Origin of the sequence: Priestia sp. AB, assembly GCF_028369225.1 — a bacterium.
Lineage (GTDB): Bacteria > Bacillota > Bacilli > Bacillales > Bacillaceae_H > Priestia > Priestia megaterium.
In genome coordinates this window covers 569,225-586,824 of the sequence record NZ_JAQMYN010000003.1, presented here as the reverse complement: position 1 = coordinate 586,824, position 17,600 = coordinate 569,225, and the positions used below count along the sequence as shown (strand labels likewise).

Sequence of the window (17,600 nt, the reverse complement as noted above, 5' to 3'; positions counted from 1 at the left end):
CTTACAGGAATAAAAGGTAGCGAAGAAAGATATATAACGTTGAAATCAAAAGAGATACAAGCATAATCGGAGCTCCAATTTTCAAAAAATCCATAAACGAAAATTTATGTCCTTTTTTTACAGCCATGCCAGCTACAATGACGTTGGCAGATGCTCCAATTAACGTACCGTTTCCTCCCAAACATGCTCCTAGAGCCAATGACCACCACAGTACATTGATTTGAGCAGAATCAGGGCTCATTCCCATTCCATGAGCCATATCTTGAATAAGTGGAATCATTGTAGCAACAAAAGGAATGTTATCAATAACAGCTGAAGCAATTCCGCTAATCCACAAAATCAGATAAGCTGACAGTGCGATATTGCCGTCTGTAACGTTTAACGCGCCAGCAGCCAGCTTTTTAATAATGCCTACATCAATTAAGCCTCCGACAAGAACAAACAAACCTGCAAAGAAAATAATCGTTGTCCATTCAACAGAATCAAATGCGCTTTCTACTTCATCATGAGTTCTTAATCCAATTACCAGTAGTACAGCAGCACCCGTAATGGCTACCATAGCCGCATCAATGTGCAAAACAGAATGCAGGGTAAAACCTAGAATCGTTAATACTAATACAGTTAACGATTTTTTCATTAAAACAGAATCTTGAATATAATCTTTTTCATTTAAACTCATTAGCTCTTGCTTTTTACTATCTTCTACTTTTAACTTTTTACGATAGATAAGAACAAGAATCCCCAGTGTAACAACACCGATAATCAGCACTGCAGGAGTTAAATTTAATAAAAAAGCATTAAAATCAAGGTGAGGGTTCGCTGCCCCAATCATGATATTAGGCGGGTCGCCTATTAAAGTTGCCGTTCCTCCAATATTTGAAAACAGCACTTCTGATATAAGAAACGGAAAAGGATTAATGTTTAAGATAGTAGTAATCGAAAATGTAACGGGAACAATTAATAACACGGTTGTCACATTGTCTAAAAAAGCTGATCCGACACCTGTTAAAATCGATAAAATAACTAGAATTCGAACCGGATCACCTTTAGCAATTTTAGCAGACTTGATGGCTGCGTATTGAAACACGCCTGTTTTATTTGTAATGCCAACTAAAATCATCATACCCATAAGAAGGACAATTGTTTCCCACTGAATATGTTCGGTAATAGCATTATTAAAATCGACAATGCCTAACAAAATCATTAATATAGCACCTAAAAGAGCTGCTGAAGCGCGATTGATCTTTTCAGTCATAATCAGAAAATATGTAATGATAAATATAATAATGGCTGCGTATACATGGAAACTTGTAATGTGTTGAATTGCATTGTGCATAACTGTAACCTGGCGATATGTCATCTAGACGTCGCGAAGTGTAGATGACGCAAACTTTGGATGTTTTCCAGGTTTTCACCTCATCTTTCATCGTTTAATTTACATCCAACTTTACGGTGAAACTTCTATAAAATCCGCTTTCCTTTAACCAACCTCCTTTAAAAGCTTTGGTGTTCTTCAAAATGAAGACGATTCCTTCAGCATTATATCATATTTACATAAAAGCTTTCTTGCTAATTATTCATGTGATTTTCAACCCACACGCTTATTATGCACCTTAAATTCAGTTTACATAATTGATTCCTCTAAGATGGGACAAAGTTAGACAAAGTTGGAACAGTGTCCAATTTTGTCTAACTTTGTGAGAGCAAATAAAACAATGGATTGCTAAGATAAAGCCGTTTTCATGTTGGCACGGTACTTGCAAGAGTAATTAAGTGAAGTTTGATAACCAAATGAGGAGGCTTACCATAATGAAAACTGCTCAAAATAAAACAGAAAAGCTTACGAAAGAAAAAGCCAGCTGGATGTATCAGAAAATGGTAGAAATTCGAAAGTTTGAAGATGAAATACATCAAATTTTTGCAAAGGGTGTACTGCCTGGTTTTGTTCATCTGTATGCAGGTGAAGAAGCGATAGCGGTTGGAATGTGCGCTCACCTTAATGACAGTGACAGTATTACGAGCACTCATCGTGGACACGGTCATTGTATTGCTAAAGGCGGCGATCTGGATGGGATGATGGCTGAACTATTTGGGAAGGTAACCGGGTTAGGCAAAGGAAAAGGCGGATCTATGCATATCGCGGATTTAGATAAAGGAATTTTAGGAGCAAATGGAATTGTAGGAGGAGGATTTCCGCTTGCATGCGGTTCTGCTTTAACTGCTAAGTATAAAAAGACAAAAGATGTAAGCGTTTGCTTTTTTGGAGACGGAGCGGGCAACGAAGGAACGTTTCATGAAGGAATTAACTTAGCAGCCATTTGGAAACTGCCTGTTGTTTTTGTTGCTGAGAATAATGGCTACGGAGAGGCAACTCCATTTTCTTATGCTTCAAGCTGCAGCACGATTGCAGACCGTGCCGCATCTTACAACATTCCAGGCGTACGAGTGGATGGAAAAGACGTAATGGCTGTTTATGAAGCAGCTGCAGAAGCTATTCAACGAGCTCGCAGAGGGGAAGGCCCAACGTTAATTGAATGTGTAACGTATCGAAATTACGGGCATTTCGAAGGCGACGCACAAACGTATAAATCAGGCAGTGAAAAGAAAGAACATCTCCAAGAAAAAGATGCTATTGCTCTTTTTGAAAACTATTTGCTTTCAGAACAAGTAGTAACAGAAAAAGAGCTCAGAGATATTGAAGGTGATGTAGAAAAAGCAGTAAAACGCGCGGTTGAGCTAGCAGAAACAAGCGATTATCCTGATGCTTCCGAACTATTAACAGATGTTTATGTATCTTACTAATTAAAGGGGGAAAAGAAGATGACTAGAAAATTAAGTATGTCTGAAGCTATCAATGAAGCAATGAAACTAGCGATGCGAAAAGATGAGAATGTGATTCTGCTGGGAGAAGATGTAGCTGGTGGAGCGGAAATTGACCACCTGCAAGATGATGAGGCGTGGGGCGGGGTCCTTGGAGTGACGAAGGGGCTTGTACAAGAATTTGGACGTGAACGAATTCTTGATACGCCTATTTCAGAAGCAGCTTATATAGGAGCTGCAATGGGAGCGGCAGCTACGGGGTTAAGACCGGTTGCAGAATTAATGTTTAATGATTTTATTGGATGCTGCTTAGATCAAGTGCTGAATCAAGGCGCAAAATTTAGATACATGTTCGGAGGAAAAGCAGAAGTGCCCGTTACAATTCGAACGACTCATGGAGCTGGATTTAGAGCTGCAGCTCAGCATTCTCAGAGCTTGTACGCTTTGTTCACTAGCATTCCTGGCATTAAAGTAGTGGTCCCTTCTAATCCTTACGATGCAAAAGGTTTATTATTAGCAGCAATTGAAGACAATGATCCGGTTATCTTTTTTGAAGACAAAACATTGTACAACATGAAAGGTGAGGTTCCTGAAGGCTACTATACGATTCCATTAGGAAAAGCGGACGTGAAACGCGAAGGAACGGATTTAACTATTGTAGCGATTGGCAAACAAGTAAATACTGCACTTACAGCAGCAGATCAATTATCTCACAAAGGAATTGACGTAGAAGTAGTCGATCCGCGAAGTCTATCCCCTTTTGACGAAGAGACGATTCTTTCTTCTGTAGAAAAAACGAATCGATTAATTGTTATTGACGAAGCCAACCCAAGATGCAGCATAGCAACAGACATTGCTGCGCTAGTTGCTGATAAAGGATTTGACATGCTTGATGCACCTATTAAACGAATTACAGCGCCACATACACCTGTGCCATTTTCACCTCCATTAGAAGATATTTATCTGCCAACACCGCAAAAAGTAATTGAAGTTGTATCGGAGTTACTAGGAGATAAATCGCTTTTAAGCGTGTAAGCAAAGAGGAAGGAGGAGGAAGCAAATGGCTGCAGAGGTTGTAATGCCAAAACTAGGTATGGCAATGAAAGAAGGAACCGTTTCGACATGGAATAAAAAAGTTGGAGACTCCGTTTCAAAAGGAGATATGATTGCAAGCATTAATTCTGAAAAAATAGAAATGGAAATTGAAGCTCCGCAGGACGGTGTGATTCTTGATATTCTTGTGCAAGAAGATGTAGGGGTGCCTCCTGGAACGATTATCTGTTATGTTGGAAAGCCAAACGAGCAGCTTACTGAGCAAAACAGTTCAGCAAATGAGCTCCAGGCTCCCAAAAACGAAGTAGCTGCCACTATTTCTTTAGAAGAGCCGCCAGCAAACGCAGCTTCATCAAAGAAGAGCAAAGAAACGGTGCTTATTTCACCAATTGCACGGAAAATAGCAGAATCTGAAAACCTTAATGTTGAAACGATTAAAGGCACAGGACCAAAAGGAAGAATCACCAAAGCAGATGTAGAGAAAGTGCTGGCGGAAAGAGCTTCAGAAGCGAGTCGTCCACCAGCAGAAATAGATAAAGCTATAAAAAAAGAAACGCTTCCAGTAGCGGGCATGAGAAAAGTCATTGCAAGTCGAATGCATAATAGTTTATTAAACAGTGCCCAATTAACGATTAATATGAAAGCTGACGTGACGGATTTGCTGTCTCTGCAACGGGAAATCAAAGATGTGATCCAACAACGCCATAAGGTGAAGATATCTCTAACTGATTTTATTGCTCGCGCTGTTGTTCTTTCACTTCAAGAACATAAACAAATGAACAGTGCTTATATAGATAATGAAATTCATCTCTATAACCATGTTCATCTTGGAATGGCCGTGGCCTTAGAGAATGGGTTAGTAGTCCCTGTTGTGCAACATGCTGAAAAGATGTCATTAGTTGAATTAGCTGCAGAGATCAAAACACGAGCAGCAGATGCTCGGCAGGGTCAGCTGAGCACTGATAGAATGCAAGGTTCTACATTCACTATTACTAATCTCGGTGCTTACGGAGTAGAGTATTTTACACCTGTATTAAACCCGCCTGAAACAGGAATTCTTGGTGTTGGAGCTACTGAAGATGTACCGATGTATAAAGGAGACGAATTACAAAAAAGAAACTTGCTGCCTTTAAGCCTGACGTTTGATCATCGCGTACTGGATGGGGCGCCTGCAGCTAATTTTCTTGGAACTATTAAACAATACTTAGAGCAACCTATTTTACTACTCTTATAGAAAGGGGTGCATTCCGTGAAACCTTTAGTTGTCATTGGCGGCGGTCCAGCAGGATATGTGGCGGCAATCACTGCCGCCCGGCAAGGAAAACAAGTTACGTTAATCGAACAAAAAGATTTAGGTGGAACCTGTTTAAATGAGGGCTGCATGCCAACAAAGTCATTATTAGCAAGCGCGGAAGCCTACGAGAAAATCAAGCAAGCTGAGCAATTCGGCATCACTCTTCCTTTGGAACAAGTGAAAATTAACTGGGATGGGGTTCAGCATCATAAGACAGCCATTGTTAAAAAACTAGTGCAGGGAATTGGCTATTTGATGAAAAAGAACAGTATTAAAGTCATGAAAGGAGAAGCTTCCTTTTTGACAAATCATCGCCTAGCCGTGCAAAACGAAAATCACGTAGATGAGATAGAGGCTGAACAGTTTATTATTGCTGCGGGTTCAGAACCTGCTAGCCTGCCGTTTGCACCTTTTGATGGAAAATGGATCATTCACAGTGGACAAGCGATGTCACTGTCTGCTATCCCTTCATCTCTTTTAATAGTAGGAGGAGGGGTAATTGGGTGTGAATTTGCAAGCATTTACAGTCAAATGGGAACAAAAGTAACGATTGTGGAAGCGGCAGATCAGCTGCTTCCTGGTGAAGATGCCGATATCGCCTTTACGTTACAGGAAGAGTTAGAGAAAAAAGGCGTAGCGATTTACACATCCGCTTCACTAACAGAAATGCAGCCAGAAGATAAAACGGCTCTATTTAAACATAAAGAAGAGCTACACGAACTGCAACCTGATTATGCATTAATTTCAATTGGGAGAAAGCCTAGAGTGCTAGATTTAGGTTTAGAAAAGATTGGTGTACATTTTTCAAAACAAGGAATTGATGTTAATGAGCATATGCAAACGAATATACCTAATATCTATGCTTGTGGAGATGTAGTTGGCGGAATTCAGCTTGCTCATGTAGCCTTTCATGAAGGCACAGTTGCTGCTTTGCACGCATGCGGAAAAGATAAGAGCGTGAATTACCGAGCTGTACCACGCTGCATCTACACTCATCCTGAAATTGCAAGTGTCGGTTTGACAGAAAAACAGGCCCGAGAAAAATACGGTGATATTCGTGTCGGAGAATTTTCATTTACGGCAAACGGCAAAGCAATGATTGCAAATGATCCGGTTGGAAAAGTGAAGGTAATAGCAGAACCGCAGTTTAATGAAATTATTGGGCTTTCCATTGTAGGTGCACATGCTACAGAATTAATTGGACAAGGAACCATCATGCTGCACGGAGAGTTGACCACGGATGTAATGGAAGACTTTATCGCTGCTCATCCTACATTATCCGAAGCGATTCATGAAGCTCTTTTGCATTCAACGGGTCAGGCCGTTCACTCATGATTATACAAGTACTCAAGTTATTAAGCTCTTTAAGAATGAAAAGTAAAAATGAATGATTTAAAAAGTAAACTAGAGGATGAAGGAATCATGGGAGAGGTATAGGGATTTTCCTGCATCCTCGTCTAGTTTTTCTATTAATTTTTACATAACGTGAGCTTAAGAATCTATCTTTGATAATGATAACGTTTTCTTTGTGATTTATAATAATAGTAACAAGCCTTGATTTACTATATTCAATCAAGTTTATAGGGGAGAGGTAAGAAATGGAATCTACACTTTCTTTAAACACATGGAAACGTTTTGTAAACGAAGGGGCACTTGAATCGTCAAGGTTAAACGACATTATTGTAAAATCATGGCATCGTTGTAAAAGCGCAGATGTTAATCCTTACCTAGATAAAGGCAGATCAATTTTAAGAAACGAAGATTTTCATTCTCGAAAACAAATGAATTCGTTATTTCTTGAAACGGCTTTGCCGCACTTAGAAAGAATAAGACAATCAGCGGCAGATTTAGGAATGGTTGCTCTATTAATTGACCCAGAAGGCTATATTTTATCTATTACAGGAAATAGACTTACACTGAATGAAGCAAGAAAAATTAATTTTGTGGAAGGTGCTTGTTGGACAGAGAAAGAAGTAGGAACAAATGCAATCGGTACGGCTCTGCAAACGGAAGAACCCATTATGATAACAGGTACAGAACATTATTCGATTGCTTCGCATCAATGGAGCTGTTCGGCGGCGCCTGTTCGAAATGACGACGGAAATTTAATTGGGATTATTAATATTTCCTGTCCCGTAAACAGAGCGCACCCTTATATGCTTGGAATGGTTACGTCCATTGCGTATACAATCGAACGGGAGCTAAGCATTCGAATGCATAAAGACGAAATTGAGTTGGTTCATGCTTCTATGAATTTTGTCGATAGCAAGCAGCTCTTGCTGCTTTGCAATTACAAGGAAGTAATTGTAGGAGCAAGTAAAACCGTTCGGGAATGTATACCTAAATGGTCAGGCCAACAGTTGAATACGACTGTACAACAGGGATTTCGTATAGTGATGGAAGTGCCTGTAATTTCAAAAAGACACGGTCATTCTATTGGAAAGATTGTTTACTTATCAGAAGAAACGACTTATAACCAAACAACTAAACAGATCTCTGCTCAATCATTTTGTTTTAAAGGAGAATCAGGCATAAGCCGATCCTTTCAGCGAACACTAGAAGAAATAAAGCATGCGGCTCCTACGGATACAACGGTCTATATTTTAGGGGAAACAGGCACTGGAAAAGAAGTAGTGGCGAGAACGATTCATGAAAACAGTTCGCGTAAAAACGGGCCTTTTATTGCTCTTAATTGTGGTGCCATTCCGAAGGAACTTATGGAAAGTGAATTATTCGGCTATGCGGAAGGAGCTTTTACAGGAGCACGGCGTCAAGGATATCAAGGGAAGTTTGAACAGGCTAATCATGGTACGATTTTTCTTGATGAAATAGGTGAACTTCCTCATTCTATGCAAGTTTCTTTGTTAAGAGTATTGCAAGAGCGCAAGGTGACGCCTGTGGGAAGCAATCAGGAAATTCCGGTAGACATCCGGATTATTACCGCTACTCATCGAGATCTTCGCCAGCTTGTCAATGAAGGGAAGTTTCGAGAAGATTTATATTACCGACTTCACGTGTATCCCGTGCATGTTCCGCCTTTACGGGAAAGAAAAGAAGATATTCCGCATCTTATGCGGTACTTTTGTCAAACGAATGATTGGAATATGAATTTCCCCAAGGAATTAGTGGATAAATTGATAGATTACCAGTGGCCCGGAAACATTCGAGAATTATTTAATGTACTTGAGCGCTTGAAAATCTCACTAAACACGGAAGTAGAAAAAGAGAAAGTATTGAATTATTTAAGTTCTTTAAATCTTGGCGGTCAGAAGAGCATCTCCCGCTTTGATACTTCACAAGAAATAGAAGAAAATGATTTTACGTCCTTACCCGCACTCACGTTTCGTGAAAAAGTTCAAAAAGACTTAATGATGGATGCTTTACGTAAAACCCAGGGAAATGTTTCACTTGCCGCTAAGCTGTTAGATATACCACGAAGTACATTTTATAATAGATTAAAAAAATTTAATTTGTAAGCTTAGATTTTGTAGCTGTTTTAAATAAGGATAGGAGCTGAGTAGAATGAAAGCATTAAGATGGCATGGCGTTAAAGATGTAAGGTTAGAACATATTTCAGAACCTACCGTCTCTCAAGGGAAAGTGAAAATTAAAGTAGAATGGTGTGGAATTTGCGGAAGTGATTTGCATGAGTACACGGCAGGACCCATTTTTATTCCTACAGAAGAACTCCATCCATTAAGCAAAGATAAAGCACCGATTGTGCTGGGGCATGAATTTTCTGGACAAGTTGTAGAAATCGGAGAAGGTATTACGAATGTAAAAGTCGGAGACAGAGTAGTGGTAGAACCTATCTATGCATGCGGAGAGTGTGAAGACTGTAAACACGGAAAGTATAATCTTTGTAAGAAAATGGGGTTTTATGGTCTTGCAGGAGGAGGCGGAGGTTTTTCTGAGTATGCCTCCATACCGGTAGAGATGATTCATAAAATACCGGAAACGGTGTCTTACGAGCAAGGAGCTCTCGTAGAGCCTTCAGCTGTGGCTCTTCATGCTGTGCGCCAAAGCAAACTAAAGGTAGGGGATAAAGCCGCTGTATTTGGGACGGGGCCAATCGGTTTGTTAGTTATTGAAGCGTTAAAAGCATCGGGTGCATCTGAAATTTATGCGATTGAACTATCGGAACAGCGCAGACAGAAAGCTGAAGAACTTGGGGCAATTGCCATTAACCCGCAAGAATACGACCCCGTAGCAGAAGTACATAAGCGCACAGGCGGAGGTGTAGACGTTTCCTATGAAGTGACAAGTGTTCCCTTAGTTTTAACTCAAGCCATTAATTCTACCAAAAGTGGCGGAGAGACAATGATTGTTAGTATATTTGAAAAAGAAGCGTCCATTCATCCCCAAACAATCGTTTTACAAGAGCGTACAGTAACAGGTATTATTGGCTACCGCGATGTATTTCCAGCGGTTATTAGTTTAATGGCAAAAGGCTATTTTTCTGCTGATAAACTGGTGACAAAACGTATTAAACTAGAACATGTGATTGAAGAAGGTTTTGAGAAACTGTTAAAAGAAAAAGAACAGGTGAAAATTTTAGTGAAAGCCGAATAAAAAAAGAGGCTGGGACAAAAGTATTTTAGACGAAGTAAAAAACGAACCATTAATCAAGATTTTTGATTAGTGGTTCGTTTTGTTTGTTATGGTAAACGTCGGTTCGTTTTGTTTAAGTTCTTCTAGCAGTTGATTGGAGGGCAAGACGAAGACTCCTGCGGGAACAGCGGAACAGGTGAGACCCCACAGGAGCGTATGCGACGAGGAGGCTCAGCGGCCGCCCGCGGAAAGCGAAGTCTTGCACGGAAATCAACTGCCGTGTCACAAGCGGTTCAGCTCACCTATCCTATTTGTTCGTCTTTAGATCGGATTCATTTCGTTATGTCTTAAGCTCTTTAAATTGAATAAGGTAAGTAGGGTTGTTTTATTATCAGATTATTCTGTACTATATACAGTATATTGTATACAATATATAATCTAGTTAATAAAATCAGAGGTGATGAGTGAATGACAGACAAACAGTTTAGAAATGTACAAGACGGAACAAAAGCGGTATGGGCGGGAGAAAAAGAATCGCTTGCTTACAATGCTACCCAAGTTCCTGTCGTCTTCAGCGTAGCTTACAATTATGATGATGTAGACGAATGGCAAGAAGTTGCGTTAGGAAACAAACCAGGCTATACGTATAATCGCATGAGTAATCCTACGGTTAAAGCTTTTGAAGAAAAAGTAAGGATACTCGAAGAAGCAGAAGAAGCGGTCGCATTTTCTTCCGGAATGGCGGCTATTAGCAGCACATTATACACGTTTTTAAAACCTGGAGACCGCGTCGTATCGGTAAAAGATACATATGGAGGAACAAATAAAATCTTCACTGAGTTCCTTCCTAACATCGGAGTGGATGTAACCTTATGCAATACGGGGAATCATGAAGAAATTGAAGCGGAAGTAAATAAAGGATGTAAAGTGCTATATTTAGAGTCACCTACAAATCCTACGATGAAAATTATTGATATTGAAAGAATAGCAAAAGCAGGAAAAGCAGTAGGGGCAGTCGTCATTATTGATAATACGTTTGCGACACCTATTAATCAAAACCCTCTTCAATTAGGGGTAGATCTTGTCATTCACAGCGCAACAAAATTTTTAAGCGGACATGCGGATGCCTTAGGAGGAGCAGTATGCGGCTCTAAAGAATTAATGAAGCATGTGTATCACTACCGTGAGATCAATGGCGCGACCATGGATCCTATGTCAGCGTATCTTATTTTAAGAGGAATGAAAACGTTAAAATTACGTATACGTCAACAAGAGCAAAGCGCTTTGGAAATTGCTAAATTTCTTCAAAAGAAAGAAGCGGTTGAAGCCGTCTATTATCCTGGATTGGAAACACACCCTCATTATCATATTGCCAAAAAACAAATGAAAGGCTTTGGCGGGATATTAAGCTTTGTTTTAAAAGGAGAAATGGAAGCTATTAAAATTTTGCTGCCAAAGTTAACGTATGCAAATAAAGCCGGCAATTTAGGAGCGGTTGAAACAATTTATGGACCAGCAAGAACGACTAGCCACGTAGAATGTACGCTTGAAGAACGTAAAGCTCTTGGAATATCCGAAGGACTGGTTCGCATATCTGTAGGAATTGAAGATACGGAAGATTTAATTGCAGACTTAGAACAAGCATTTGCTCACTTGGAATCCGCATCATCTATCAGTAAGTAAAAAGACGCGTATTACTTTTTTTAATGAAAATAAAGTAAGTACCTCTTTTTAGTTGGTAGACACTTCTTCAGAATTGTAGAAATTTTGTGGAATAAAGCTGATAAATTAAACTGTACGTGTATTTTTTCGTCTGATTTTGTAGGTATACTGATAAATTAGATGAAATAAAAATGTTTTTACGCGTTTTAAAAATAAACTAACTTACAACAGCCTACAAATAAGGAATGATAGTATGTCGAAACAAGAACAAGAAAGTGAATACACAATAAAAGATGCATCATTGTTTGGATTCAAATTAATGCAGGTAAGTAAAGCCATCTGGAGAGCTGCGGAAGATGACTGGGAGCAATGGGTGAAACCTTATGGTCTAAATGTAAATGAGCATCATATTTTATGTTTAGCTAGTAACATGGGAGAAATCTCTATGTCAGAGTTAGCTAATTTAGGAGCTATGCATATCTCTACAGCGTTTAATTTTTCGAAAAAATTAGAAAATCAAGGATATCTGCATTTGTCCAAAAGAGAAAATGATAAAAGAAACACCTACATCAAATTGACTGAAAATGGCGAACAATTATTGCTTGATACGCTCAAAGGGTATGAACCACATAACAGTAAGATATGTAAAGGCGCACTTCCTTTAAAAACGTTATACGGCAAATTCCCCGCTTTTCCAGAGCTAGTAACCGTTGTTCGCCATGCTTGCGGCGGCGAGCTTGTGACCGTTGCTGATCAACCTTTTGTGAATATAAAAGAAGCGGAAATAGAAGAAAATGAAGATAAGAAAGAAGTCCAGCTAACTAGTAATTGAACGCAGTGAATAATATGCAGACAATAGGGCTTCATGAAAATAAGTGAATAACAGGCGGAGCTGTTTTATACGTGAGAAATACGACGTATAAAACAGCTCTTTTTTATTTTCCGTGCTTTATTTGTAAAAGGTGAAGATCTGACAAATAAAGCACGGAACGCTATATTGAAAAGCTTCATCGAGATAATTTACCAGCGCCATCCTTTCCTGATCATTTAATTACTACTTCGACTTTTTCACCGTTTTCGGATAAATTGATGCTGTTCCATAAAATGGATATGTTCTCAATGAAAAATGAGGGCTTTTGGAAATTCAGTAGCCGTCAATGGGAGACATGATTTGGCGCTGTTATATGGAAAATCAATGACAAATATCTCGAGGTTTGTAAAAGATGCAGCGGATATTATGATGGAAAACGGCTGGATGGAAACACCACCGGAAGCGGTAGATAGAAATCATTTAAACTCCAGCTAATTAAATAATTTGCTTTTATAGTTCTAATGAATAAAAAACACACAAAATAGATGTCAGATTTTGTGTGTTTTTTATTTGAAGAGAGAAAAAGCTGTTGATCCTGCCTTTATATTTGATAGTCATTAAACTAACCCAACTTATGATTACAATTTGTATAGGAGCTTAATGTCTCCATGTATAAAAAGTATTATTTATTTGCTGTTCATTATTTTATAGAAATTACTAGACATTTATAAGACATTAAAAAGAAATTAAAGAAATTATAAACATTGCTAAAACTTATATGGGTAAAAGCTTTCTGCTGACTGAGTTTAAGAGGTATTAAAGAATCAAAAAAACTGCAGTTAACAACAAGAATTTTCACGAAAAAATATCGGTTTTTTTTTATAACAGCTATATTTTTTACGCAATCGATCGGAAAATAACATTTATTTATTGTATTTTTTATTCATTTAGTTGATTTTTTTCATGAAAACGAAAATCATTATCACTTAAAGGGATTTATTATAGTTGATAGACAAATATATTTTAGTAAGTTAAAGAGAAAGAAAGAATAGGAGGGAAATAAAGTAGAAATGAGTAAAAAAAGGCATAACAAAAAAGAGTATTATAGAGCGTTAATTTTTGCCTGATAATACCCGTTGGCAATTTTGCGGATATACGTAAAGAAGTTTGACTCCATTTCATGCACAAGAGGGCGAAATGCATCCATACTTTCTTCTATGTAAGTTTGTTGTAAGTGACGCTGAACGGACGTTAATGATTTTTCGATTATATCTAAACCAAACTCATGTACAATGGAATGAATATCTTCTTTTTTAATTGAGTAATGGCCAAAAGATTTAAAGAAATTTTTAAACTGAGCAAATGCATGCTCTCCACGAATTTTTTCGATTTCTTTTTGTTTTTTACTATCATGAGCACCAGTTAAATTAAAGCTTAAAATAAAACCATCCTTGATTTTTTCAATAATTGATTTTCTTGGCTGCTTTTCTTCTAATAATGTTCTGACACAATCATCTTTTTCTAGCACATCGATACGGAAAATTGTACTCAATTTACTAGCCATTTCTTTAATAGCAGCTTTATAGCCAATGTATTTTGGAAGAATGTGTTTTACCTCAGTGTAAGATAGAAGCGCTTCTGAATCTTTCTTTACGTTTACATCAGATTCGTATACGTACAACGCACGTAAAGCCAGACGTAGCATGTTGATATTTTTAATAGCCAGCAATTGATAAATCACTTCCATCGAAACAGAAGTATAACCACCTTTTGAAGTATATGTATAGTTATCTTCATCAAGCATTTCAGGATTATATGATATGTTTTGAACATCAGCAGCTTCTTTTATATGTAAATCTAAAAAATCCTCTAAATAGTTGTTTAAAGAAACTTGAATATAGTCTCCCCATAAACGATCCCAGCGAATGATGTCATAGTCTTCTAAAAGCTTATTATTATTTTGAACGGTCCGAACGGAACATTGGATTGTATTAGCCAGTTCTTGCTCAGAAATAATTGAAATATGACCTTGGCTGTTACATTTGGCTACGTAAGCTAAAATTTGCTTTATCAGAGAACCCGTCCACTTTATATCTACAAAGTTTTTCGCAAGACCAAATGAATGTTTTTCATAGTAATAGCTATTGTCTCGTTTCGTGTTTCTATTTAAGCCGCTCATGACAATCAGCAGTTTATTTGCTACAAGGGTGTGCCGTTTTAGTGACAGCTTTTGTATACTCATGTAGTGACCTCCTTTCCAAAACTATATACGTCGTCTTTTACAGTATAGACACAGTCATATAGGCTGTAAAATGACATATTTGCACGGGGAAATGGTGCATTTTTTTAAAAGACTAGTGATACCAAGGGACGAGACATTCATTTAAAAGGTGACATATTTGCACGGAGATGTGGAGCAAAAATAGCGTTATATTTCATAAACGTTGATAAAACAGCATTCTTAAGCTAAATGTCGTATTATGACGGATGAAATACAAAAAATGCGACAAATTCAAAAAAATTTTGATGTAAAAATGACATATTTGCACGGAGAATAGGAGCAAAAATGATTAAAATAAAGATTCAGGCAAGAAAGTGACACATTTGCACGGAAAATAGGGGCAAAAAAAAGAAAAATGCCCTTTTTGAGACACAAAAAGTTCACATTCGCAGAGGGGATAAACAAACATTTGTATCAAAAATAGTGTTTTTTTGAGAAAGTGGCATGTTTGCACGGAAATCTGGAGCAAAAAACACTTTCGCACGGAGATGTGGAGCAAAAATAGAAGGAAACGAAGAGGGAAAGTCACTGGCACAAGAAAATTTATCTAAAAGTGGCATATTTGCACGGAAGATTGGAGCCAAACTTATAGTAAATGCAGTATAGAAAGAAAAACGGCACATTCGCACGGGGATCTGGAGCAAAAAACAATTATAAATACTTTTTTAGACATAAAAAGTTCACAAAATGACAAGGAAGGTGAAGTTTAATAGCTATATTAGCAGGGGAAATAATATGTTTACATGGAGAATTGGAGCAAAAAACACTTTCGCACGGAAATGTGGAGCAAAAAATGCAGTGATTAATAGTACATAGATAAAAAGAATGCCCTTATAAAGATTATAAGGGCATTCTTTTTTAGCCTATAGAACTTGTTACGTTTTGATAAATAGAAAGGGGAGCATATTCGTAATCACCAGCTAGTAAGTCTTTTACTTCACTTTCTCCCACAGGAATAAAGGTAATCTGAAACACTTGGCCCACTCTTTTATAGGATTGGACAGCTAGTTTTTGTTCGACTAGCTCATCTAAGGCTGTTTCAATTTCGACCAGGTTTTCTTTTTTTCGTCTTTTTCGAAAGCGGACTCTTGTCGAAAAATATAAATAATCTCTTGTGACATTGTATGAAGATTTTGTTTCATAGCAAATGAGACGCTCTTTTTGCATAACGAATAGCAAATGATAAGCGGCGTCTAAACTTAATTTTTCTACTTTATTTTTATAAATACGCACCGTTTGGCGTTGAATATAGTCTCTATATATCACTTCATTGACGTGAATTTCAGCAATTCGCGTTCCGTTGGGCATCGTAGTAATATCCACAAAGTCAAAAATACCGTAGGCAATTTTCTTATTATGCTGTACTTTTGTCATGCTATAGTGCTTCATTTTTGTAATTCTTTCTTCTATCATCTGATAGTTGCGCTTACTGTCTGTTTTATAAAGTGCTTTCACAAGGTCACCAATTTTTACGTTAATAATTTTTTGTGTAGCGAACAATTCGTCGCGTTGGCTCATGATCTCTAAAAACACTTTATAATCAAACCGATCTAAATCACTAATTTTATTTCCATTTTCTTCAGCGTATTCTTTTTCTATTAACAATTCGTAATCTGTCCCGTCTTCAGAGTTATAAGTACTTAAGAAATATTCTTTTCCTTCTTTCTCTAATAGGGGTTGCTCGACGAGAAGCTTTGCTCTTGAGTTAGAGAAAAAAGGATTCTCTACAGTTGAAAAAGGGCTCTCAATAATACTATGATTTCCGTTTTGGAAGCTTGGGTCCAGTATAGTAAGCCCAATAATAATAGATATATCCGTATGGATTGCTTTTTCTCGCTGGGTCTTGGTTTTTTGATGAATATAAGGATAATCCGTTAAGAAGAAGCTATCTTCTTGACTCCATTCACGTAGGATACCAATTCGTTTATCAATGACTTCTTCCGGAGATGATACGTTTTCAAACTGTTTGCAAAAGAGTTCTTTTCCATTCGTTTTATAATAAGCTGTTAGCGCTTTGTATTCGCCAATCAGCTCTTTATTCTTCTTAGGCTTTTTTTGCTCATAGTCGCGTATAGCAGCATCTAACCATCTGCGTTTCGTACGATTGAGAAAGTCTTTTTTTAAAATCCTCAACGCTTCGTTTACATCTTTATTTTCAAAGTGCTGCTGATAAAGAGGGAGGATGGTGCTTTCTAAATCACCTTTTATACTTTCATTATAAACAGATAAGAGGCGTAATTTAGATACTCTATCAATGACTTCGCGTATGAGTAAAGATGAATAATCCATACACATCTAACCTCCTTAACCTTAAGTTAGTCATTTTAATCCTTAGCTGGATAGTAGCTTTAAATCTATTGTAATGCACGAAAGTTCGATGCTACAACCAAAAAAAGGCTACTATCTATAGTCTATTTTTCATTATACACGTGCAAAGCAGAGGAAGGGGGAGATTTTCTCATTTTCTTTTTTAGTAATCTACATTTGGTCATGAAGCATATATATTTGCCGTGTAGCTTATGTATGGAGGATAACCGTGTATACAAGACCGCTAATTTTGCTACCGAGTTTAATGGACTGATAGAAAGTATCTCAAAATAAAAGGATATCAGTGATTAAAAGAGAATACGTTGTAAAACTACTAAACCCATACCGGAGGCCATAAATGAACCCTATATTAAATGAAGTAGGCACGGTTTTTATTCCTGTAAAGGACATAAAAAAAGCACGAGATTGGTATTGTGACATACTAGGTTTGATAGCAGATGGAGACATTTTATATGATCATTTATATGTGATACCTATGAATGGAACAGGAATTGTATTAGATAGCAAAACTTATTCAAAAAATACGCTTTTTAAAACGCCAGCTTTTCATTTGAATACAAACGATATCAAAGAAGCTTATAAATATATGAAGCAGAAAAAAGTAGAGCTAACGACAGGAATTCAATACAATCATTGGTTTACATTTAAAGATCCGGATGGAAATCACCTGATGGTGTGTCAGTGCTGAACCCATGGGAAGATAAAAGACATTAGGACATAACGAAATTACCCCAATCTAAAGACGAACAAATGAGATAAAGGAGCTGAACCGCTTGTGACACCGCTGTTGAGTTTCGTGT

Annotated in this window: 13 protein-coding genes and 1 pseudogene; 11 read left to right on the top strand and 3 right to left on the bottom strand. The window is 37.6% G+C overall.

Translation table 11 applies throughout. The features are described 5' to 3' along the window. Window position 1 precedes the first annotated feature (1 nt). Window positions 2-1,336: an ArsB/NhaD family transporter gene (locus POF52_RS12635; RefSeq protein ID WP_013082773.1), complete on the bottom strand. Its 1,335-nt coding sequence runs from the start codon at window positions 1,334-1,336 to the stop codon at window positions 2-4. Window positions 1,337-1,809: 473 nt separating this feature from the next. Here POF52_RS12635 and POF52_RS12630 point away from each other — a divergent pair, with 473 nt between their 5' ends. From POF52_RS12630 to POF52_RS31160, 10 genes and pseudogenes are all read left to right on the top strand, one after another. Then, window positions 1,810-2,802 carry a thiamine pyrophosphate-dependent dehydrogenase E1 component subunit alpha gene (locus tag POF52_RS12630; RefSeq protein WP_176584869.1) on the top strand — a complete coding sequence of 331 codons (993 nt, stop codon included), beginning with the start codon at window positions 1,810-1,812 and terminating at the stop codon, window positions 2,800-2,802. An 18-nt stretch (window positions 2,803-2,820) separates the two neighbouring features. Further along, on the top strand, window positions 2,821-3,855 hold the full coding sequence (locus POF52_RS12625; protein ID WP_013082775.1) for an alpha-ketoacid dehydrogenase subunit beta: 1,035 nt from the start codon (window positions 2,821-2,823) through the stop codon (window positions 3,853-3,855). A 25-nt stretch (window positions 3,856-3,880) separates the two neighbouring features. Further along, on the top strand, window positions 3,881-5,107 hold the full coding sequence (locus POF52_RS12620) for a dihydrolipoamide acetyltransferase family protein (protein ID WP_271993012.1): 1,227 nt from the start codon (window positions 3,881-3,883) through the stop codon (window positions 5,105-5,107). Window positions 5,108-5,122: 15 nt separating this feature from the next. Then, window positions 5,123-6,502 (top strand): dihydrolipoyl dehydrogenase, encoded by a 1,380-nt coding sequence (gene lpdA / locus POF52_RS12615; RefSeq protein WP_271993011.1) that lies wholly within the window; start codon window positions 5,123-5,125, stop codon window positions 6,500-6,502. Between the two features lie 263 nt (window positions 6,503-6,765). Then, the gene (locus tag POF52_RS12610; RefSeq protein ID WP_176584865.1) at window positions 6,766-8,643 is read left to right on the top strand and encodes a sigma-54-dependent Fis family transcriptional regulator; all 1,878 of its coding nucleotides are present in this window, start codon (window positions 6,766-6,768) and stop codon (window positions 8,641-8,643) included. A gap of 46 nt (window positions 8,644-8,689) precedes the next feature. Next, a complete protein-coding gene (locus POF52_RS12605; protein WP_271993008.1) occupies window positions 8,690-9,739 on the top strand; it encodes a 2,3-butanediol dehydrogenase in 1,050 nt (349 codons plus the stop codon). Between the two features lie 129 nt (window positions 9,740-9,868). After that, window positions 9,869-10,069, top strand: coding sequence for a hypothetical protein (locus POF52_RS12600; protein ID WP_271993006.1), 201 nt, complete (start codon window positions 9,869-9,871; stop codon window positions 10,067-10,069). 117 nt (window positions 10,070-10,186) lie between these two features. Further along, window positions 10,187-11,401, top strand: a complete 1,215-nt coding sequence (locus POF52_RS12595; protein ID WP_271993005.1) for a cystathionine gamma-synthase family protein — start codon at window positions 10,187-10,189, stop codon at window positions 11,399-11,401. 232 nt (window positions 11,402-11,633) lie between these two features. Further along, complete coding sequence (locus POF52_RS12590) at window positions 11,634-12,212, top strand: HTH-type transcriptional regulator Hpr (protein ID WP_176584861.1); 579 nt, start codon at window positions 11,634-11,636, stop codon at window positions 12,210-12,212. Window positions 12,213-12,323: 111 nt separating this feature from the next. After that, window positions 12,324-12,686, top strand: a pseudogene (locus POF52_RS31160) (DUF3231 family protein); the annotation flags it as partial. A gap of 607 nt (window positions 12,687-13,293) precedes the next feature. Here POF52_RS31160 and POF52_RS12580 read toward each other — a convergent pair. Together POF52_RS12580 and POF52_RS12575 are read right to left on the bottom strand one after the other, a co-directional pair. Continuing rightward, window positions 13,294-14,433 carry a hypothetical protein gene (locus POF52_RS12580; RefSeq protein ID WP_271993003.1) on the bottom strand — a complete coding sequence of 380 codons (1,140 nt, stop codon included), beginning with the start codon at window positions 14,431-14,433 and terminating at the stop codon, window positions 13,294-13,296. A gap of 897 nt (window positions 14,434-15,330) precedes the next feature. Further along, entirely contained in the window at window positions 15,331-16,761 is a 1,431-nt protein-coding gene (locus POF52_RS12575; RefSeq protein WP_013082784.1) for a hypothetical protein, read from the bottom strand. A 376-nt stretch (window positions 16,762-17,137) separates the two neighbouring features. On the opposite strand from POF52_RS12575, the gene POF52_RS12570 reads away from it, so the two are divergent. Continuing rightward, entirely contained in the window at window positions 17,138-17,488 is a 351-nt protein-coding gene (locus POF52_RS12570; RefSeq protein WP_271993001.1) for a VOC family protein, read from the top strand. The last annotated feature ends 112 nt before the right edge of the window (window positions 17,489-17,600 follow it).